Consider the following 20,879-nt stretch of genomic DNA (forward strand, 5'->3'; position numbering starts at 1 on the left):
GGTACGGTCAGTCAGTGTATTGCCGGGTTACCTGGTTAGCTTCCGTCCCTCGGGACAACTTCGTTCCAGTCGCAACCTCGTCAAACACACCTTGTGGGCGGTACAGACACGAATCGGCTCAGGTGGGTAGCTTAGAGCGGCGATCCGAAGGCCCTTGCCAGGGCCCCTGATTAGCGGGAGCGAGGCCATCATGCCCATGCTTTTTTGGATCGTCAAATGTTTTGTAGTGCTTTTTTTAAAGCACTACATCTTTAGTCTAATGCGACTTGCCAGTCAGTTTTTGGTGCTTCAGTTCAGGGTCTCGACTTTGACCTTGAGGCTCAGGTCATCCCGGCCCTGAGTAGAGTAGCTGCGGGTTGTACCGGTTTTGTCGGCCTGAGTCTGACGATTAACACCAGCGAGGGTGATCCACTCGCCCAGGCGTCCGCTGACGGTTGTGTCGGTACTCTGCACGTTCACTACATCGGGACGTTCCTGGCTCATACGGTCACGATTGGTACTGATGCTCAGGTGAACGGTCTCACCAGTGACGCTGGCGGTGACGTAGAAACCCTGGGTCACGTTGCGATACTGGGTCTGGTTTTGCGGACGGCCGTAGGCGTCTGGCTGGGTGGTGGTCAGCGGTACGCTCTGGCCGATCTGGATCAGTGCGGGCACGCCTTCGCTGGCCTGGATCTGCTGGATCCCGCCATCGCGGCTCTCGGTGCTGTAGGTGATGATCTGAGTTTGGTTGTCACCGTTGCTCTGCTGGTTGTTTTCGTTGGTGTCGACGGTGATCAGCAGGCGTTTGGATGGGGTGTCCAGTTGCGTGAGCAGGGCGCGCAGGGCTTGGATCTTCTCAGGTTCGGCATTGACGATCAGTTGATTGCCGTAGGCGCTGACGGTGCCGTCCTTGCCGATGAAATTCTGCGCCACCGGCAATAGGTCGGCGCTGGTGCGATTGCTCAGGGGGACGACTTCGGTGGCGGCCATCACCGAGAAACTGGCGGCCAGGAGCAGGGTGGTGAGCAGCGTGCGTAGGGACATGTCCGTTATCTCTGCGATTCAAAGAATGATTCTGCCAGTTTGTCGGCCTGGCTGGGGGCAAGTTGAATCGTAGACGGCAAAAGGCCCTGGCATCGGTGGATGGCAGGGCCTTTTGGGGTATTGCTGATATTGCCTTCGCGAGTAAGCCCGCTCCCACATTTTGACCGCACTCCAAAGGATGTACTCGGTCAAAATGTGGGAGCGGCGGTGCGACGATTCGACTTGCTCGCGAAGGGCTCGGCGCAGTCTCGGATCAGCCCTCGCGCACCATATCAACATGAGGAATCCCGACTTCCAGGAACTCATCGCTGACAATCTTGAAGCCCAGGCGCTCGTAGAACGGTGCAGCGTAGACCTGTGCGCTGAGGAACTGCCTGGTCTGGCCGCGTTTCTCGGCCATGCCAATCACAGCTTCCATCAGCTTGTCGCCGACTTTGAGCCCGCGCCAGTCTTTGAGCACCGATACACGCCCGATTTCACCGCTGGGCAGCAGGCGCGCGGTACCAATCGGGAAGTCGCCTTCAAACGCGAGAAAATGCACCGCATCGGCGTCGTCCGCATCCCACTCCAGCTCAGGTGGAACCGATTGTTCAGCGATAAATACCGCTTCACGAATGCGCCGAATCTCAGCGATATCCTTTTGCCAGTCCGCGACACTTACGTGAATCTTATTCATCGGCAAATCCCAGGCTTCCTTGCTTGACCAGTTCGCAAACCAGGTCGCGGCCATCTTCGTCTGCGAGCCATGCGCCGAGGTTCTCGCTGTGCAGGGCGTCGGCCGAACACACCAGTTTCAACAACTCGCGCAGTTTACCTGGCAGGTAACGGCTCTGGCCGCTGGCGAACAGCAGCACGTCGTCGTCCACTTCCGACCAGGCTAGGCGGGCGCTTGGGTTGCGGACCAGAATCGCACCGTTTTCCAGGCTGTTGATGACGTCGTCTTCGCCCAGCTCTTCACCGGCCACCAGTTCCGGGTAGCGCGGTTCGGTCATGAACTGGCCGAACCAGGTCAGCAGCATGCGTTCGTCGCTCATGTGCTCGGCCAGCAGGCCTTTGAGGCGGTCGAGGGCATCGTGCTGAATCTGGTGCGGATCGCTCACAGGCTGGGCGTCAGCGTCGGTGTAACGCTCTTCGTCCGTCAGGTACTGGCTGAGGAAGTCGGTGAAGTGGGTCAGCACTTCAGCGGCGCTCGGGGCGCGGAAGCCTACCGAATAGGTCAGGCAGTCATCCACGGCGACGCCGCAATGGGCCAGGCGTGGAGGCAGGTAAAGCATGTCGCCCGGTTCCAATACCCATTCGGCAGTCTCTTCGAATTCGGCAAGGATGCGCAGGTCGGCGTGTTGCAGCAACGGGCTTTCGGCGTTGCACATCTGGCCAATCTTCCAGTTACGCTTGCCGTGGCCTTGCAGCAGGAACACGTCGTAGTTGTCGAAGTGCGGACCCACGCTACCACCAGGGGCGGCAAAGCTGATCATCACATCGTCGATGCGCCAGCTTGGCAGGAAGCGGAAGTTTTCCAGCAACTCGGCCACTTCCGGGACGAACTGGTCGACGGCTTGAACCAGCAGGGTCCAGTCACGCTCGGGCAGGGTGCTGAAGGCGTCTTCGGCAAATGGGCCGCGGCGCAGTTCCCAAGGGCGTTCGCCGTGCTCGATGATCAGGCGCGACTCGACTTCTTCTTCCAGTGCCAGGCCGGCCAGTTCGTCGGCGTCGATCGGGCTTTCGAAATCAGGAATGGCCTGGCGGATCAGTAGCGGTTTTTTCTGCCAGTAGTCGCGCAGGAATTCCCGTGCCGTGATGCCGCCCAGAAGTTGAAGAGGAATATCAGGATTCATGTGTAACCTATTGAAAAAATGCACTTTTCAGACGGGAATAAAAACGCCCGGCGCTGCCGGGCGTCTCAAGGGTCTAGCGGTCGATCAGATGCGTTTGGCTTGTGCTACAGCGTTGCCGATGTAGTTGGCCGGGGTGAGCAGTTTCAGCTCAGCCTTGGCGGCAGCCGGCATATCCAGGCCGTCGATGAACGTCTGCAGGGCGTCGGAGGTGATGCCCTTGCCGCGGGTCAGCTCTTTGAGCTTCTCGTACGGGTTTTCGATGTTGTAGCGACGCATCACGGTCTGGATCGGTTCGGCCAGGACTTCCCAGCAGGCATCCAGGTCAGCGGCGATTTTCTGAGCGTTGAGTTCCAGCTTGCTGATGCCTTTGAGGCTCGCTTCGTACGCGATCACGCTGTGGGCAAAGCCCACGCCGAGGTTACGCAGTACGGTGGAGTCGGTCAGGTCGCGCTGCCAGCGGGAAATCGGCAACTTGCTGGCCAAGTGCTGGAACAGGGCGTTGGCGATGCCGAGGTTGCCTTCGGAGTTTTCGAAGTCGATCGGGTTGACCTTGTGCGGCATGGTCGACGAACCGATTTCACCGGCGATGGTGCGCTGCTTGAAGTAGCCCAGGGAGATGTAGCCCCAGATATCGCGATCGAAGTCGATCAGGATGGTGTTGAAACGTGCAATGGCGTCGAACAGCTCGGCGATGTAGTCGTGCGGCTCAATCTGCGTGGTGTACGGGTTGAAGCCCAGGCCCAGCTCATCTTCGATGAAGGCGCGGGCGTTTTCTTCCCAGTCGATCTCAGGGTAGGCCGACAGGTGGGCGTTGTAGTTGCCTACGGCACCGTTGATCTTGCCCAGCAGTGGCACGGTGGCGACTTGAGCGATCTGGCGCTCCAGGCGGTACACCACGTTGGCCAGTTCTTTACCCAGGGTGGTCGGCGAAGCCGGTTGGCCGTGGGTGCGCGACAGCATCGGTACGTCGGCGAAGCGGACAGCCAGTTCGCGGATCGCTTCGGCGGTCTGGCGCATCAGCGGCAGCATCACGTCATCACGGCCTTCGCGCAGCATCAAGGCGTGGGACAGGTTGTTGATGTCCTCGCTGGTGCAGGCAAAGTGGATGAACTCGCTGACCTTGGCCAGTTCCGGCAGCTTGGCCGCTTGCTCTTTGAGCAGGTACTCGATGGCTTTTACGTCGTGGTTGGTGGTGCGCTCGATCTCTTTCACACGCTCGGCGTGCTCCAGAGCGAAGTTTTCCGCCAGGGTGTTGAGCACAGCGTTGGCTTGCGCGGAGAACGCCGGCACTTCGCTGATGCCTGGATGAGCGGCCAGGCGCTGGAGCCAGCGCACTTCAACCAGAACACGAGCACGGATCAGGCCGTATTCGCTGAAAATAGGGCGCAGGGCCTGGGTTTTGCCGGCGTAGCGGCCGTCAACAGGGGAAACCGCAGTGAGCGAAGAGAGCTGCATGGGGTGTTCTCGGACAGTCGGGCAACGAAATGGGGCGCGTATCATACATGAAAAAATCCGCCGGTCCGTCGCCAACTGACCGGCGTATTACGCGTGAGGCGATGAAAAAGGTTGCCTGCGCGACTTATTCGTTGCGCATCAACGGGTAAAGCTCTTTAAGCAATTTACGACGGCTGATGACCAGCTGCCAGCGATGGCCGCCCAACTGCCGCCACAACCGCGCCGAACGAATACCGGCCAGGAGCAGAGCGCGGATTTTCGAGGCGTTGTTCGGTTGTTGCAGGTTGCGCATGTCGCCGTGGACCTGGATCCGTTGGCGTAGCGTGCTCAGGGTGTCTTGATACAGGGCGCCACAGGCTGCGATCACATTTTCGTGGGCCGGGCCGAAGTGCTCGACCTGGGACTGGATCTGCGGCAGACGCTTGCCGATGGTCTCCAGCAAGTCATCACGCTTGGCCAGTTGGCGCTCAAGGCCAAGCATTGACAGGGCGTAGCGCAATGGCTCGCGCTGCAGGGTGCTGGGGTCGCGCTCCAGGGCGCCGACCAGGGCGCGATAGCCTTCGCGCAGGGCCAGGTCATCACCGCCGTAGACTTCGAGGGTGTCCTTGGGGTCACGGATCAGCAAGCTGCCGAGCATGCAGGTCAAACCGGCCTCGGTGACTTGACCGGTCTTTGCAATTTTGTCCACCAGTACAGCGGCGAGAAACACGCCGCCCAGTGCCGTCAGTTGCTCCTGAGTCGGGCTCATGCCTGGCTGCTCCAGGGCTCGGCAACTTCAATCACGCCGCCCCCCAGGCAGATCTCACCGTCATAGAACACCACGGATTGGCCGGGCGTCACCGCACGCTGCGGGTCGTCGAAGGTGGCGCGGTAGCCGCTGTCGGTTTTTTCCAGGGTGCAAGGCTGGTCGCTTTGGCGATAGCGCACTTTGGCAGTCAGGCGGCGCGGGGAACTCAGGTCTACCGGGTTGACCCAATAGATATCCGAGGCGAGCAGGGCGCGGGAGAACAGATACGGGTGGTCATTGCCCTGGCCAACGATCAGTTCGTTGTGTTCCAGGTCCTTGATCAGCACGTACCATGGTTCATCGCTCGCGTCTTTCAAGCCGCCGATACCCAGGCCCTGACGCTGGCCGATGGTGTGGTACATCAGGCCATGATGGCGGCCGATGATTTCACCTGAGGGGGTCTTGATCTCGCCCGGTTGTGCTGGCAGGTACTGCTTGAGGAAGTCGCTGAAGCGGCGTTCGCCGATAAAGCAAATTCCGGTGGAGTCCTTTTTCTTTGCAGTGGCCAGGCCATGCTTTTCAGCGATCTGGCGTACTTCCGGCTTTTCCAGTTCGCCTACCGGGAACAGGGTCTTGGCGATCTGTTCGCCGCCGACGGCGTGCAGGAAGTAGCTCTGGTCTTTGTTGGCGTCCAGGCCCTTGAGCAGCTCGGTGCGGCCATCGATGTCACGGCGGCGCACGTAGTGGCCAGTGGCAATCAGGTCGGCACCGAGGATCATCGCGTAGTCGAGGAACGCCTTGAACTTGATCTCGCGGTTACACAGGATGTCCGGGTTCGGCGTACGGCCGGCCTTGTATTCGGCCAGGAAGTGCTCGAATACGTTGTCCCAGTACTCGGCAGCAAAGTTGGCGGTGTGCAGCGTGATGCCAATTTTATCGCAGACAGCCTGGGCATCCGCCAGGTCGTCCATGGCGGTGCAATATTCCGTTCCATCGTCTTCTTCCCAGTTCTTCATGAACAGGCCTTCCACCTCATAACCCTGCTCCATCAGCAGGACGGCGGAAACGGAAGAATCCACGCCGCCGGACATACCGACGATGACGCGCTTCTTTTGTGTGTCAGAAGGGGCTGGATCACGCATAGGATTTCAACGGGTGTCTTTAAAAAGGACGCGATTCTAGCAGGCCCGAGCCTGCAAGGCTAAAGAGAAGGACGGATCAATTTGAGACTGTGGTTAAAGCCTGCCAGATAATCATCGATGCAACGGATGATCAGCTCGCTGCGCCAGTGCTCGCGCAGGGTCATCAGTTCGTCACGACTCAGCCAGCGGGCGCGGACAATGCCATCGTCCAACTGATAGTCCGGGTGGTGTTTCAGCGCCTTGGCGATAAAGCAGACACGTTGGTAGGTCACGCCATTGCTGGGGGCGGTGTACAGATAAATTCCGACAATCCCAGTGGCCTCGACATCCCAGCCGGTTTCTTCGAGGGTCTCGCGCACGGCGGCCTCGATCAGGGTTTCGTGCGGGTCCAGATGGCCGGCGGGCTGGTTGAGTACGGCACGGCCGGCCTTGAGCTCTTCGACCATCAGGAAACGGCCATTGTCTTCGACGATGGTGGCGACGGTGATGTGGGGTAGCCAGGTCATGGGGGCGTCTCGAGGAATCTGATGGACAGAGGTGCATCATACAGGGGCGCCCGTTGGACGCCCCTGCCGGTTACTTCGCGGCCTTGGTAATAGCGTCGAAGGCGACCATGTCGTCAATCACTTCGGCTCCCGTGGCTTTGGTTTGCGCTTGCCACACGACGATCACCACGTTTTGGGTGGGGTTGATGTAGACAAACTGGCCAAAAATGCCTGCAGCCGTGAAGGCTTTATCGGCCTTGGAGGCGGCGGTCCATGCGGGCCACCACATGGAGGCAAAGTCACCGTACGCCGGGTCGGTGCCGGTGGTGGCACTGGCGAAACTCATCCAGCCTTTGGGTAGCACCTGTTTGTCGCCAGCTTTCCCGCCGCTAAGTACGAACTGTCCGAAGCGCCCGTAATCTTCAAGCGTTGCGCTGATGCCGCTGCCACCCACTTCGTTGCCATTGGGACCGTCGAGCCACCAGTTTGCGTCGGTTTGCATGCCGTACGGCGCCCAGATTTTCTCACTCAGGTATTGCGCCAGTGGCTTGCCCGTGGCGGCACTCACCAGTTGGCCCAGCACTTGTGTCTCGCCGGTGCTGTAGTTGGTCCGAGTGCCAGGCGGCGCGGCGCTGGGCAGGCTCGCCATGAACTTGAGGGCGGAGCCGGGGACTTGTTCGGTTTGCAGCTTGAGCATCATTCGTCGGTCTGACGTTGGGTCGGCGTATTTCTCACTCCATTTGACCCCGGAGCGCATCGCCAGGACCTGGCGTACGGTGGTCTGGTCATAGCCGCTGCCGGCGAGTGCGGGCAAATATTGCGTCACTTTGTCATCAAGGCTTTTGATTGAGCCGTCCTGCAGTGCGGCACCCACGAGGGTCGAGGTAATCGATTTGGCCACCGACATCGACATCCATCGAGTGTCCGGTGTATTGCCTTTTTCGTAGCGTTCAGTAACGACTTGGCCATCCTTGATCACCAGCAGACCCGTTACCCGGTTGAGGGTGATGTAGTCGTCGAGGCTATAACGTTTGCCTTCGTAGTCGAATGCAACCGGGCCCAGCGGTTGGCTGCTGCGCGGCAGTGGCAGCGGGTGGCCGCCGGCCCTGATCGTGCGCACCGGAAACAAGCGATCGATATTGCGGAAGGTACTGATGGCGGCGTCCTGGCTGAGCTTGCCGTCATACATGGTCTGCACGTCGCCAATTGGCTCCTGTGCATGGGGGTAGGGAGGCGAGGGAGTAGAAGTGGCCGCGCAGGCAGTCAGCAAGGCCAGTGCCGAGGAGCAGGTCAGTGCCTGGAAGAGGTTTCTTGGCATGGGGACGTCCTTATTTATTGTTTTTCGAGAGTTGGAACAATAAGAAGACAAAGCAAGGGCTGCGCCCGTTCCTTAAAAGCAGGCAAAAAAAATCCGGAATCCTTTCGAATTCCGGATTTTCCTGTCGCATGAGGATCAGCCAGTAATCCTCATGCGTGGCACCTTAAAACATCAAACCAGCGCAGCAATCGCCGCGTTGAGGGTGTTGCTTGGGCGCATGGCCTTGCTGATCAGCTCGGCATCGGCGTGGTAGTAACCACCGATGTCCACTGGCTTGCCCTGTACAGCGTTGAGCTCGGCAACGATGGTTGCCTCGTTCGCGGCCAGGGTCTTGGCCAGTTCGCCAAACTGCGCTTGCAGTGCAGTGTCTTCAGTCTGAGCGGCCAGGGCTTGAGCCCAGTACAGCGCCAGGTAGAAGTGGCTGCCGCGGTTGTCGATGTTGCCGACTTTGCGCGATGGCGACTTGTTGTTGTCGAGGAACTGGCCGGTGGCCTGGTCCAGGGTTTTGGACAGTACCAGGGCTTTCGGGTTGTTGTAGTTCACGCCCAAATGCTCAAGGGAAGCAGCCAGGGCCAGGAACTCGCCCAGGGAATCCCAGCGCAGGAAGTTTTCTTCCAGCAATTGCTGCACGTGCTTTGGAGCCGAACCGCCGGCGCCGGTTTCGAACAGGCCGCCACCGTTCATCAGCGGCACGATCGACAGCATCTTGGCGCTGGTGCCCAGCTCCATGATCGGGAACAGGTCGGTCAGGTAGTCACGCAATACGTTGCCGGTTACCGAAATGGTGTCCAGGCCTTTGCGGGTGCGTTCCAGGGTGAACTTCATCGCGTCGACAGGCGACATGATGCGGATGTCCAGGCCTTCGGTGTTGTGGTCTTTCAGGTAAGCCTGAACTTTCTCGACCACGACGCCATCGTGGGCGCGCTGTGGGTCCAGCCAGAAGATGGCCGGGGTGTTGCTGGCGCGAGCACGGTTGACGGCCAGTTTGACCCAGTCCTGGATCGGCGCGTCTTTGGTCTGGCACATGCGGAAGATGTCGCCGGCTTCGACTTTCTGTTCCATCAGCAGGTCGCCCTTGCTGTCGGTGACGCGGACTACGCCGTCAGCCTTGATCTGGAAGGTCTTGTCGTGGGAGCCATACTCTTCGGCTTTTTTCGCCATCAGGCCAACGTTTGGCACGCTGCCCATGGTGGTTGGGTCGAAGGCGCCGTTTGCCTTGCAGTCTTCGATCACCGCCTGGTAGATGGTGGCGTAGCAGCGATCCGGGATCACGGCCTTGGTGTCGTGCAGTTGGCCGTCGGTGCCCCACATCTTGCCGGAGTCACGGATCATGGCCGGCATCGAGGCGTCGACAATAACGTCGCTCGGCACGTGCAGGTTGGTGATGCCTTTGTCCGAGTTGACCATGGCCAGGGACGGACGAGCGGCGTATACCGCCTGAATGTCGGCTTCGATCTGCGCTTGTTGCTCGGCCGGCAGGGCCTTGATGCGAGCGTACAGGTCGCCGATGCCGTTGTTCAGGTTGAAGCCGATCTGCGCCAGCACGTCAGCGTGCTTGGCCAGGGCGTCTTTATAGAACTCGGCAACGATCTGGCCGAACATGATCGGGTCGGAGACCTTCATCATGGTGGCTTTCAAGTGAACCGACAGCAGTACGCCCTGTTTCTTGGCGTCTTCGATTTCAGCGGCGATGAAGCTGCGCAGGGCTTTCTTGCTCAGCACGGCGCTGTCGATGATCTCACCGGCTTGTACGGTGGTTTTTTCTTTCAGGACGGTCGCGGTGCCGTCCTGAGCGATCAGCTCGATTTTGACAGCATCAGCGGTTTCGATCTGTACGGCTTTTTCGCTGCCATAGAAGTCGCCAGCGCTCATGTGAGCGATGTGGGACTTGGAGTCAGCAGCCCAGGCGCCCATTTTGTGCGGGTGCTTGCGGGCGTAGTTCTTGACCGACAGTGGTGCGCGTCGATCGGAGTTGCCTTCGCGCAGGACCGGGTTCACGGCGCTGCCCTTGATCTTGTCGTAACGTGCGCGGGTTTCTTTTTCCGCGTCGGTGGTTACGGTTTCCGGGTAGTCCGGCAGGTCGAAGCCCTGGGCTTGCAGTTCCTTGATCGCGGCTTGCAGCTGCGGCGTCGAGGCGCTGATGTTAGGCAGCTTGATGATGTTGGCTTCAGGGGTGACGGCCAGGGCGCCCAGTTCGGCGAGGTGGTCCGGCACGGCCTTGGCGCCCAGTTGCTCGGGGAAGCTTGCGAGGATGCGCCCAGCGAGGGAAATGTCGCGGGTTTCCACGGCAATATCAGCGGAAGCGGTGAAGGCCTCTACGATAGGCAGCAGTGAATAGGTGGCGAGGGCTGGGGCTTCGTCGGTGAAGGTGTAGATGATCTTCGAGCGGGTGGGCATATTCGGATTAACTCTCTTCTTTGCTGAAAGCGTGCGCAGAAACTCGAGATGCGCCGGGTAAAGCGCGTTCGTTCAAAGTCATCCATGAGCGAAATGTCGATGTTTCTTCGCGGTGATGTTGGGTTGCATCAGTCGAGCGTCAAGCGGGTGAGCTGCTGTGGCAGCCCGGCTTTTCTGGCGGAGGGCGTCGTTCTAGAGCGGTCAGCCGTCGTGACTCTTTGGTCAGCGGCGGCATTATACATAGGTCGCTATGCTTACGCCGAGCCTTCATACAAAAGGTCTCTCGTCCATTGGTCTAAAGGTCGCAGGGGAGGGCGTGAGCCTAAAGTCGTGGGAAGTGCTCAAGTTTGGCGCTTTTCCCTTTGCTTTCAAGCTTGTAGGTCACTAGATGTGCTGTTTTTGCTGCAAATGTGCAGGGCGTGAGGTTTCAGTCCTCATTTATCTGGAGTAGGCTCGAATGCAGCCAGATGTTCAATCCACAAACGGAGTTCAGCATGGGATACAAGAAGATTCAGGTTCCGGCAGTCGGCGACAAAATCACCGTCAATGCAGACCATTCTCTCAATGTTCCTGACAACCCGATCATTCCCTTCATTGAAGGTGACGGTATTGGCGTCGACATCAGCCCGGTTATGATCAAGGTTGTCGATGCAGCTGTTAACAAGGCTTACGGCGGCAAGCGCAAGATTTCCTGGATGGAGGTTTATGCCGGCGAGAAGGCGACTCAAGTTTACGACCAGGACACCTGGCTGCCTCAGGAAACCCTGGATGCGGTCAAAGATTATGTGGTTTCCATCAAGGGTCCGCTGACCACCCCTGTCGGTGGCGGTATTCGTTCGCTGAACGTGGCCTTGCGTCAGCAGCTTGACCTGTATGTGTGCCTGCGCCCGGTACGTTGGTTTGAGGGTGTACCTAGCCCGGTCAAGAAGCCCGGCGACGTCGACATGACCATCTTTCGTGAGAACTCCGAAGACATTTACGCCGGCATCGAGTGGAAAGCCGGTTCCCCGGAGGCGATCAAGGTCATCAAGTTCCTTAAAGAGGAAATGGGCGTCACCAAGATCCGTTTCGACCAGAATTGCGGGATCGGCGTCAAGCCGGTGTCCTTGGAAGGCACCAAGCGCTTGGCGCGCAAGGCCTTGCAGTACGTGGTTGATAACGACCGTGACTCGCTGACCATCGTGCACAAAGGCAACATCATGAAGTTCACCGAAGGTGCCTTCAAGGAGTGGGCCTACGAAGTGGCGGCTGAAGAGTTCGGCGCAACCCTGCTCGATGGCGGCCCGTGGATGCAGTTCAAGAACCCGCGCACCGGCAAGAATGTCGTGGTCAAGGATGCCATCGCCGACGCCATGCTCCAGCAGATCCTGCTGCGCCCGGCCGAATACGATGTGATCGCTACCCTCAATCTTAACGGTGACTACCTGTCTGACGCCCTGGCGGCGGAAGTAGGCGGTATCGGTATTGCGCCGGGTGCCAACCTGTCCGACACGGTAGCTATGTTCGAGGCCACCCACGGTACCGCACCGAAATATGCCGGCAAGGACCAGGTCAACCCGGGTTCGCTGATCCTGTCGGCGGAAATGATGCTGCGTCACATGGGCTGGACCGAAGCAGCCGACCTGATCATCAAGGGTACCAACGGTGCGATCTCTGCCAAGACCGTGACGTATGACTTCCACCGCCTGATGGACGGGGCCAAGTTGCTGTCTTCGTCAGCGTTTGGGGATGCGCTGATTTCGCATATGTAAGCGGATAACGGCCAATAAAAAACGGCCATCCTGATGATTCGGGATGGCCGTTTTTTTATTCCGGGTCGCGTGCTCAGTGGCGGTCAGGCCAGTTGCTCTTTTGGTTTTTGAGCAATGCTATCTTTGGTTTTGCTGATACTGACTGGAGCGCTGATATTCACCGCATGCAAGCCCTTTGGTCCCTGAATGATCTCAAAGGAAACCGGCTGGCCTGCTTTCAGTGTTTTATAGCCATCCATTTTAATTGCCGAGTAATGCGCAAAAAGGTCGTCACTCTTGCCGTCTTCGACGACGAAGCCGTAACCCTTGGCATTATTGAACCACTTGACCTTACCGCTTGCCATGCCCATATCCCTCTGCACCAGACTCCATCACTGGAGTATCATCCAGTTTATCCGTCCTAACCCGAATAAATAAGGTTGACTGCGCGGACCTTTTTTACCCACTGTGGGTTCTATTGGTTGTAACACCGATTTGCCGATAGTCAAGGCGACCAGTTGGTCAGAGTTGAAATTCTGACAGGTCGCCCCCACCACTGTATTCGCACAACTGACGAACCTTTCTTTCCATGCATGCAATCAGCCAGATTCGACTAACATTCAATCAGGATCGCCCGACTCTTCATCAGGATCACCCGGATGGTCAAGAAGACGACGACGGTTCTGCAGGCATTGCTGTTCAGGAGGCTAAGCCTGCTTTACAGGCGCCGCCGATGTACAAGGTGGTTTTGTTTAATGATGACTACACACCGATGGATTTCGTCGTCGAAGTGCTCGAGGTGTTTTTTAACCTGAACCGCGAGTTGGCGACCAAGGTAATGCTGGCCGTTCACACAGAAGGACGGGCAGTATGTGGAGTGTTTACCCGCGACATCGCCGAGACAAAGGCCATGCAGGTCAACCAGTACGCCAGGGAAAGCCAGCATCCGCTACTCTGTGAAATCGAGAAGGACGGTTAACTCCGACCACTTGGGTATGAGGTGAAGCTATGTTAAACCGCGAGCTCGAAGTCACCCTCAATCTTGCCTTCAAGGAGGCCCGTTCGAAGCGTCATGAATTCATGACCGTCGAACACCTGCTGCTGGCACTTTTGGATAACGAAGCTGCCGCCACCGTGTTACGTGCGTGCGGCGCCAACCTTGAAAAGCTCAAGCATGACCTGCAGGAGTTTATCGACTCCACCACGCCATTGATCCCTGTCCATGATGAGGACCGCGAAACCCAGCCAACCCTGGGCTTCCAGCGGGTATTGCAGCGTGCTGTCTTTCACGTACAGAGCTCCGGCAAGCGCGAAGTCACGGGCGCCAACGTGCTCGTTGCAATCTTCAGCGAGCAGGAAAGCCAAGCGGTGTTTCTGCTCAAGCAGCAGAGCGTCGCCCGTATTGATGTCGTCAACTACATCGCCCACGGCATCTCGAAAGTGCCAGGGCATGGCGATCATTCCGAGGGTGAGCAGGATATGCAGGATGACGAGGGCGGTGAGTCTTCTTCTTCAAGCAACCCGCTGGATGCTTATGCCAGCAACCTCAACGAGTTGGCGCGCCAGGGGCGGATCGATCCGCTGGTGGGGCGCGAGCTTGAAGTTGAGCGCGTGGCTCAGATCCTGGCTCGTCGTCGCAAGAACAACCCGCTGCTGGTGGGCGAGGCGGGCGTGGGTAAAACCGCGATTGCCGAAGGCCTGGCCAAGCGCATCGTCGACAACCAGGTGCCAGACCTACTGGCCAATAGCGTTGTCTACTCCCTTGATCTCGGTGCCTTGCTGGCCGGTACCAAGTACCGTGGCGACTTCGAGAAGCGTTTCAAGGCGTTGCTCGGCGAGCTGAAAAAGCGCCCACAGGCGATCCTGTTCATCGATGAGATTCATACCATCATCGGCGCCGGCGCGGCTTCTGGTGGGGTGATGGATGCCTCCAACCTGCTCAAGCCTCTGTTGTCGTCGGGTGATATCCGCTGCATCGGTTCGACCACGTTCCAGGAATTCCGCGGGATCTTTGAGAAAGACCGCGCCCTGGCACGTCGCTTCCAGAAAGTTGACGTGTCCGAGCCTTCGGTGGAAGACACCATCGGCATTCTGCGTGGGCTCAAAGGCCGTTTCGAAGCGCACCATGGCATCGAGTACACCGATGAGGCCCTGCGTGCTGCTGCCGAGCTGGCGTCGCGCTATATCAATGACCGGCACATGCCGGACAAGGCCATCGACGTGATCGACGAAGCAGGGGCCTACCAGCGCCTGCAACCGGTAGAGAAGCGCGTTAAGCGCATCGACGTGCCTCAGGTCGAGGACATCGTGGCGAAAATCGCGCGGATTCCGCCAAAACACGTCAACAGTTCTGATCGGGAGTTGCTACGTAACCTGGAGCGTGACCTCAAGCTGACCGTATTTGGTCAGGATGCGGCCATCGATTCGCTGTCGACTGCGATCAAGCTGTCTCGCGCCGGCCTCAAGTCTCCGGACAAGCCTGTCGGATCGTTCCTGTTCGCAGGGCCGACCGGTGTGGGCAAGACCGAGGCGGCGCGGCAGCTGGCCAAGGCCATGGGCATCGAGTTGGTGCGTTTCGACATGTCCGAATACATGGAGCGCCATACCGTGTCGCGCCTGATCGGTGCGCCTCCAGGCTATGTCGGTTTCGACCAGGGCGGCCTGTTGACCGAAGCGATCACCAAGCAACCGCATTGCGTACTGCTACTCGATGAAATCGAGAAGGCTCACCCGGAAGTCTTCAACCTGCTGCTGCAGGTTATGGATCACGGGACCCTGACCGACAACAACGGGCGCAAGGCGGATTTCCGCAACGTGATCGTGATCATGACCACCAACGCCGGTGCCGAAACGGCCGCGCGGGCTTCCATTGGCTTTACTCATCAGGATCACTCTTCCGACGCCATGGAAGTGATCAAGAAGAGTTTCACGCCGGAATTCCGTAACCGTCTGGACACCATTATCCAGTTTGGTCGCCTCAGTCATGAGGTCATCAAAAGCGTGGTGGACAAGTTCCTTACCGAGCTTCAAGCGCAGTTGGAAGACAAGCGCGTGCAGCTGGAAGTGACGGAGGCGGCACGCGGCTGGCTGGCAGAGGGTGGTTACGATGCGGCGATGGGCGCGCGGCCAATGGCTCGCCTGATCCAGGACAAGATCAAGCGTCCGCTGGCCGAGGAGATCCTCTTTGGCGAACTGTCTGACCATGGTGGCGTGGTGCATATCGATCTGAAGGATGGCGAGCTGACCTTCGACTTCGAAACCACGGCTGAAATGGCCTGATAGCTGACCGCAGCACAGCAAAAAGGCGCCGAGAAGGCGCCTTTTTGCTGTGTTGAATACACTAAATAACCAATGTGTGAGCGGGCAAGCCCGCTCCCACACAGATAAATAGTGCCCAAACAAAAACGCCCGGCATAACCGGGCGTTTTGTATTGACTTGCTTAACGAGCGCGGTAAGTGATGCGCCCTTTGCTCAAGTCATAGGGCGTCAGCTCGACGCGCACTTTGTCACCGGTAAGAATACGAATGTAGTTCTTGCGCATCTTGCCGGAGATATGCGCGGTTACGACGTGCCCATTTTCCAACTCCACACGAAACATGGTGTTGGGCAGGGTGTCGACGACAGTGCCTTCCATTTCGAAGCTGTCTTCTTTCGACATGCAGTAAAGCCCTCGGTATCCAATGAATGGCCCGGTGCAACTGCGCCAGGCAAAAGCGGCGTGCATTGTGCCCGAAAAATGGGGTTTAAGCCAAGGGGTTCTAGTTCAACGTGACCCATCTTTGATTAATCAGCAGCTCAATGGGCCGATATTGGGTCTTGTAGTTCATCTTTTTGCAGTTCTTGATCCAATATCCGAGGTAAACCGCTTCCAGTTCCAGCCGTATGGCTTCGCCGATTTGCCAGAGGATCGCAAAGCGCCCCAGGCTACGGCGCTCTTCGGCGGGTTCGTAAAAGGTGTACACCGCAGATAACCCGTTGGGTAGCAAGTCGGTGACGGCTACGGCCAGCAGTCGTCCCTCGAGTCGGAATTCGTAGAAGCGCGAGAACGGCAGGTCGCGCACCAGGAAGGTGGAAAACTGGTCGCGGCTGGGCGGAAACATATCGCCGTCGGCATGGCGTTGTTCGATGTAGCGTTGGTAGAGATCGAAATACTCTTCACTGAAGCCCGGTTTTGCCGGTGTCACCGTCAGGTCGGCGTTGCGCTTGAGAATACGTTTCTGATTGCGGTCAGGCAGGAACTGCGCCACCGGGATGCGCGCCGGCACGCAAGCGTTGCAGTTCTGGCAATGGGGGCGGTAGAGATGGTCGCCACTGCGCCGAAAACCCATTTCTGATAAATCGGCGTACACGTGCACGTCCATTGGCTGGCTGGGATCGAGGAACAGCGTGGTGGCCTGCTCATCGGGCAGATAGCTGCAAGAGTGAGGTTGAGTGGCATAAAACTTCAAACGCGCCAGCTCGGTCATGATCAACCCTCGGATAAGCTTTGAAATAAGTGTAAGCCAGGTGCGAGGAAGTCGCCTAGGAAACCCACGGTGCGGCGCTGGGTTGGTCCAGATGGTCGCGCAGGAACCCTGCAAAGTCGCTGCGAGGTATGGCGCGGGCGCCGAGGCTGTGCAGATGGTCGGTGGGCATCTGGCAGTCGATCAGCACAAAACCCCAGGCCTGCAATTGCCTGGCCAGGGTGACGAAGCCGAATTTCGAGGCGTTGTCGGCGCGACTGAACATCGACTCGCCAAAAAACAACTGGCCCATGGCCAGGCCATAGAGACCACCCACTAACTCGCCTTGGTCCCAGACTTCCACCGAATGCGCATAACCCCGCTGATGCAGTTGCAGATAGGCACTTTGCATGGCGTCGGTGATCCAGGTGCCGTCGGCGTAGCTGCGGGGTGCGGCGCAGGCCTGGATGACGGCGGCGAAATCCTGGTCGAAGGTCACCTTGTAGCGCTGCTGGCGCAAAAGTTTGCCCAGGCTACGGGAAACGTGCAGCTCGGCGGGGAATAGAACGGTACGTGGGTCTGGTGACCACCAGAGAATCGGCTGGCCTTCCGAAAACCAGGGGAAGCAACCGTGGCGATAGGCCTGGATCAGTCGGTCGGCAGACAGGTCACCACCGGCGGCGAGCAGGCCGTTGGGTTCACGCATGGCTTTTGTCAGCGGCGGGAAAGTCAGCGTGTTGCGTTGCAACCAGGTCAGCATGGCATCCAGACTTACGGAAGGGGAGGGGAGTGACAGGTGTAAAGCCCATCTCAAGAACAGTGATTATTGTCGACGAAACGGCTGGGGGCTAGCCCGAACATCAATGGGTGCTTTTGCAACTCTATCGCGGGGGCATGGTCGTAATCGGGTTCAAGGAGCGTCCGGTTGTCGTCAAGCTAGCCTGGATTGCTAAAAACAGCTCATAAGCCTTTGTCAGTAAAGACAATGCATGCTCAAATTGAACGCCAAGCGACAGGCCTTTGCTATGCTGCATTACGCAGGCTTACGGCGTGGCAACGGGCACACAAACCCGTACAATACGGCGATTCAGGCGCTATCGCCGTTTCATGAATCAGTCACAGAGTGTTAAAAGTAGTTTCATCGACACTTGTTCATTTTTTACCTGCTCGGATTGGGCAGTGTTTTGCAGTCATTCAACAGATGGACGCGCTAAAGGCGCAGGAAAAGACCCGTTTTGAAGAAATCCGCCGCAACACCTAAAACAGTAGTAGTTCCGGCCTGGCGCCAGCATCTGCACTACCGGCTCAAGGAAGGTGCACTGATCGCCATTGGCGCCTTGTGTCTGTTCCTGATGATGGCCTTGCTGACCTACGGCAAGGATGATCCGGGCTGGAGCCACAACAGCAAGATCGAAGACGTGCAGAACTTCGGTGGTCCTGCCGGCTCCTACAGTGCCGATATCCTGTTCATGGTCCTGGGCTACTTCGCCTATATCTTCCCGTTGTTGTTGGCCATCAAGACCTGGCAGATCTTCCGTCAGCGCCATGAGCCATGGCAATGGAGCGGCTGGCTGTTTTCCTGGCGGCTGATCGGCCTGGTATTCCTGGTGTTGTCGGGAGCGGCCCTGGCGCATATCCACTTTCATGCACCCACCGGTTTGCCGGCGGGCGCGGGCGGTGCCTTGGGTGAAAGCCTGGGCGACCTGGCCCGCAGGACCCTGAATATCCAGGGCAGCACCCTGATGTTCATCGCCTTGTTCCTGTTCGGCCTGACGGTGTTTACCGATCTGTCCTGGTTCAAGGTCATGGACGTGACCGGCAAGATCACCCTCGACCTGTTCGAGCTGTTTCAGGGCGCGGCCAACCGTTGGTGGTCGGCCCGTGTTGATCGAAAACGGATGGTTGCGCAACTGCGTGAGGTCGACACTCGCGTCAACGAAGTCGTGGCGCCGAGTACACCAGATCGTCGCGAGCAGGCCAAGGTCAAGGAGCGCCTGATCGAACGCGAGCAGGCCCTGACCAAGCACATGTCCGACCGTGAGAAACAAGTTCCGCCGGTGATTGCCCCCGCGCCAACCAAGGCGCCGGAGCAAAGCAATCGCGTGCAGAAAGAGAAGCAGGCACCGCTGTTTGTCGATAGCGCGGTGGAAGGCACCTTGCCGCCGATTTCGATTCTTGACCCGGCCGAAAAGAAACAACTCAACTATTCCCCTGAGTCCCTGGCGGCCGTCGGTCACTTGCTGGAAATCAAACTCAAGGAGTTCGGGGTCGAAGTCTCGGTAGATTCGATCCACCCGGGCCCAGTGATTACCCGTTACGAAATCCAGCCGGCAGCCGGCGTCAAGGTCAGCCGTATTTCCAACCTGGCCAAGGATTTGGCGCGTTCCCTGGCCGTGACCAGTGTGCGGGTGGTGGAAGTGATTCCCGGCAAGACCACCGTCGGTATCGAGATTCCTAACGAAGACCGCCAGATCGTGCGCTTCTCCGAAGTGCTGTCGACCCCGGAATATGACAATTTCAAATCGCCGGTCACTTTGGCCTTGGGCCATGACATCGGCGGCAAGCCCGTGATCACCGACCTGGCGAAAATGCCTCACTTGCTGGTGGCCGGTACCACGGGCTCCGGTAAGTCGGTGGGCGTGAACGCGATGATCCTGTCGATCCTGTTCAAGTCGGGCCCGGAAGACGCCAAGCTGATCATGATCGACCCGAAAATGCTTGAGTTGTCGATCTACGAAGGTATTCCGCACCTGCTATGCCCGGTAGTGACCGACATGAAGGACGCCGCCAACGCCCTGCGCTGGAGCGTTGCCGAGATGGAACGACGCTACAAACTGATGGCGAAGATGGGCGTGCGTAACCTCGCAGGCTTCAACGCCAAGGTCAAGGAAGCCCAGGACGCTGGTACGCCGCTGACCGATCCGCTGTACAAGCGCGAAAGCATTCACGACGAAGCGCCGCTACTGACCAAGCTGCCAACCATTGTGGTGGTGGTCGACGAATTTGCCGACATGATGATGATCGTCGGCAAGAAGGTCGAGGAGCTGATCGCTCGTATTGCCCAGAAGGCGCGTGCGGCCGGTATCCACCTGATTCTCGCCACCCAGCGTCCGTCGGTGGACGTGATCACCGGCTTGATCAAGGCCAACATCCCGACTCGTATGGCATTCCAGGTGTCGAGCAAGATCGACTCGCGGACCATCATCGACCAGGGTGGCGCCGAGCAGCTGTTGGGCCACGGTGACATGCTCTACATGCCGCCGGGCACCAGCCTGCCGATCCGGGTTCACGGCGCCTTTGTGTCCGATGATGAAGTACACCGTGTGGTGGAAGCCTGGAAGCTGCGGGGCGCACCGGAATACAACGACGATATCCTCGCCGGTGTCGAAGAGGCCGGTAGCGGCTTCGACGGTGGCAGCGGCGGTGATGATGATGCGGAAACCGACGCGCTTTATGACGAGGCGGTACAGTTCGTCCTGGAAAGCCGTCGTGCCTCGATCTCCGCCGTGCAGCGCAAACTGAAAATTGGCTACAACCGCGCCGCCCGCATGATCGAATCCATGGAGATGGCCGGGGTGGTGACGTCCATGAACACCAACGGCTCGCGCGAAGTCATCGCGCCAGGGCCAATGCGCGACTGATACGTGCCGCGTGGCTACACGCGGCACGCCTTCCACACGAATCTATGAGGACTCCCATGCGTCTTATCCGCATGCTGTTGTTGCCGGCACTGGCTCTGACCGCTCTTTCGGCTCAGGCAGATCCTGCCTCCGTGGCGAGCCTGACCAACTTGCTGGAACAATCCAAAACCATCACCGCGCGTTTTTCCCAATTGACCCTGGACGGTGGTGGTACCCGGTTGCAGGAAACGGCTGGCGAGATGGCTGTGCAGCGCCCAGGGCTTTTCTATTGGAAAACCGACAAGCCCAATGACCAGACCATCGTTTCCGACGGCCAGAAAGTTACTTTGTGGGATCCGGACCTGGAGCAGGCGACCATCAAGAAGCTTGATCCACGCTTGAGCCAGACACCGGCCTTGCTGTTGTCCGGCGATGTGTCGCAGATCAGCAAGAGCTTTGATATTACGTCCCAGCAAGCCAGCGGTGTAATCAACTTCACCCTCAAGCCGACCACCAAAGACACGCTGTTCGACAGCCTGCGCTTGTCGTTCCGTAACGGTGTAATCAATGACATGCAGTTGATCGACAGCGTCGGCCAGCGCACCAATATCCTGTTCTCCGGGGTTAAGGCCAACCAGCCTGTCGCCGCTTCCAAGTTCAAGTTCGACATCCCCAAGGGTGCCGACGTGATCCAGGAATAA

The 20,879-nt window shown here is 58.4% G+C and carries 18 protein-coding genes; 5 read left to right on the plus strand and 13 right to left on the minus strand.

All coding sequences use genetic code 11. From position 1 onward, the window contains the following. Positions 1-288: 288 nt before the first annotated feature. From HKK55_RS07845 to HKK55_RS07885, 9 genes are all read right to left on the minus strand, one after another. The gene (locus HKK55_RS07845) at positions 289-1,026 is read right to left on the minus strand and encodes a secretin N-terminal domain-containing protein (protein WP_169354122.1); all 738 of its coding nucleotides are present in this window, start codon (positions 1,024-1,026) and stop codon (positions 289-291) included. A 253-nt stretch (positions 1,027-1,279) separates the two neighbouring features. Next, positions 1,280-1,702, minus strand: coding sequence for a GNAT family N-acetyltransferase (locus HKK55_RS07850; protein WP_169354123.1), 423 nt, complete (start codon positions 1,700-1,702; stop codon positions 1,280-1,282). Beyond that, a complete protein-coding gene (locus HKK55_RS07855) occupies positions 1,695-2,861 on the minus strand; it encodes a cupin domain-containing protein (protein WP_169354124.1) in 1,167 nt (388 codons plus the stop codon). Before HKK55_RS07855 ends, HKK55_RS07850 begins: the two co-directional genes overlap by 8 nt. 84 nt (positions 2,862-2,945) lie before the next feature. Next, positions 2,946-4,316, minus strand: coding sequence for an adenylosuccinate lyase (gene purB / locus HKK55_RS07860; protein WP_169354125.1), 1,371 nt, complete (start codon positions 4,314-4,316; stop codon positions 2,946-2,948). A gap of 124 nt (positions 4,317-4,440) precedes the next feature. Beyond that, positions 4,441-5,064 carry a high frequency lysogenization protein HflD gene (hflD, locus tag HKK55_RS07865; RefSeq protein WP_010172715.1) on the minus strand — a complete coding sequence of 208 codons (624 nt, stop codon included), beginning with the start codon at positions 5,062-5,064 and terminating at the stop codon, positions 4,441-4,443. After that, positions 5,061-6,185, minus strand: coding sequence for a tRNA 2-thiouridine(34) synthase MnmA (mnmA, locus tag HKK55_RS07870; RefSeq protein ID WP_169354126.1), 1,125 nt, complete (start codon positions 6,183-6,185; stop codon positions 5,061-5,063). The genes hflD and mnmA overlap by 4 nt, the downstream gene beginning before the upstream one ends. Positions 6,186-6,244: 59 nt before the next feature. Continuing rightward, complete coding sequence (locus HKK55_RS07875; RefSeq protein WP_169354127.1) at positions 6,245-6,691, minus strand: NUDIX hydrolase; 447 nt, start codon at positions 6,689-6,691, stop codon at positions 6,245-6,247. Between the two features lie 70 nt (positions 6,692-6,761). After that, positions 6,762-7,988, minus strand: a complete 1,227-nt coding sequence (locus HKK55_RS07880; RefSeq protein WP_169354128.1) for a serine hydrolase — start codon at positions 7,986-7,988, stop codon at positions 6,762-6,764. 171 nt (positions 7,989-8,159) lie between these two features. Next, positions 8,160-10,385, minus strand: coding sequence for an NADP-dependent isocitrate dehydrogenase (locus HKK55_RS07885; protein WP_169354129.1), 2,226 nt, complete (start codon positions 10,383-10,385; stop codon positions 8,160-8,162). A gap of 494 nt (positions 10,386-10,879) precedes the next feature. Between HKK55_RS07885 and icd the strand changes: the two genes are divergently transcribed. Further along, positions 10,880-12,136 (plus strand): NADP-dependent isocitrate dehydrogenase, encoded by a 1,257-nt coding sequence (gene icd / locus HKK55_RS07890; protein ID WP_010172708.1) that lies wholly within the window; start codon positions 10,880-10,882, stop codon positions 12,134-12,136. 83 nt (positions 12,137-12,219) lie between these two features. On the opposite strand, the gene cspD is transcribed toward icd, so the two are convergent. Next, on the minus strand, positions 12,220-12,486 hold the full coding sequence (gene cspD, locus HKK55_RS07895) for a cold shock domain-containing protein CspD (RefSeq protein ID WP_272902585.1): 267 nt from the start codon (positions 12,484-12,486) through the stop codon (positions 12,220-12,222). A gap of 218 nt (positions 12,487-12,704) precedes the next feature. Between cspD and clpS the strand changes: the two genes are divergently transcribed. After that, on the plus strand, positions 12,705-13,094 hold the full coding sequence (gene clpS / locus HKK55_RS07900; RefSeq protein WP_169354131.1) for an ATP-dependent Clp protease adapter ClpS: 390 nt from the start codon (positions 12,705-12,707) through the stop codon (positions 13,092-13,094). 29 nt (positions 13,095-13,123) lie between these two features. Then, positions 13,124-15,394 carry an ATP-dependent Clp protease ATP-binding subunit ClpA gene (gene clpA, locus HKK55_RS07905; protein ID WP_169354132.1) on the plus strand — a complete coding sequence of 757 codons (2,271 nt, stop codon included), beginning with the start codon at positions 13,124-13,126 and terminating at the stop codon, positions 15,392-15,394. A gap of 161 nt (positions 15,395-15,555) precedes the next feature. On the opposite strand, the gene infA is transcribed toward clpA, so the two are convergent. The 3 genes from infA to aat all read right to left on the minus strand — a co-directional run bounded on the left by infA (position 15,556) and on the right by aat (position 17,318). Beyond that, complete coding sequence (infA, locus tag HKK55_RS07910; protein WP_002553999.1) at positions 15,556-15,774, minus strand: translation initiation factor IF-1; 219 nt, start codon at positions 15,772-15,774, stop codon at positions 15,556-15,558. 100 nt (positions 15,775-15,874) lie between these two features. Next, positions 15,875-16,582 (minus strand): arginyltransferase, encoded by a 708-nt coding sequence (locus HKK55_RS07915; RefSeq protein ID WP_155584002.1) that lies wholly within the window; start codon positions 16,580-16,582, stop codon positions 15,875-15,877. 55 nt (positions 16,583-16,637) lie between these two features. Next, positions 16,638-17,318 carry a leucyl/phenylalanyl-tRNA--protein transferase gene (gene aat / locus HKK55_RS07920; protein WP_169354133.1) on the minus strand — a complete coding sequence of 227 codons (681 nt, stop codon included), beginning with the start codon at positions 17,316-17,318 and terminating at the stop codon, positions 16,638-16,640. 475 nt (positions 17,319-17,793) lie between these two features. On the opposite strand from aat, the gene ftsK reads away from it, so the two are divergent. Both ftsK and lolA read left to right on the plus strand, forming a co-directional pair. Then, positions 17,794-20,199 carry a DNA translocase FtsK gene (gene ftsK / locus HKK55_RS07925; protein ID WP_169354134.1) on the plus strand — a complete coding sequence of 802 codons (2,406 nt, stop codon included), beginning with the start codon at positions 17,794-17,796 and terminating at the stop codon, positions 20,197-20,199. Positions 20,200-20,255: 56 nt separating this feature from the next. Further along, positions 20,256-20,879, plus strand: a complete 624-nt coding sequence (gene lolA, locus HKK55_RS07930) for an outer membrane lipoprotein chaperone LolA (protein WP_169354135.1) — start codon at positions 20,256-20,258, stop codon at positions 20,877-20,879.

The sequence above is a fragment of the Pseudomonas sp. ADAK18 genome (assembly GCF_012935695.1).
Taxonomy (GTDB): domain Bacteria; phylum Pseudomonadota; class Gammaproteobacteria; order Pseudomonadales; family Pseudomonadaceae; genus Aquipseudomonas.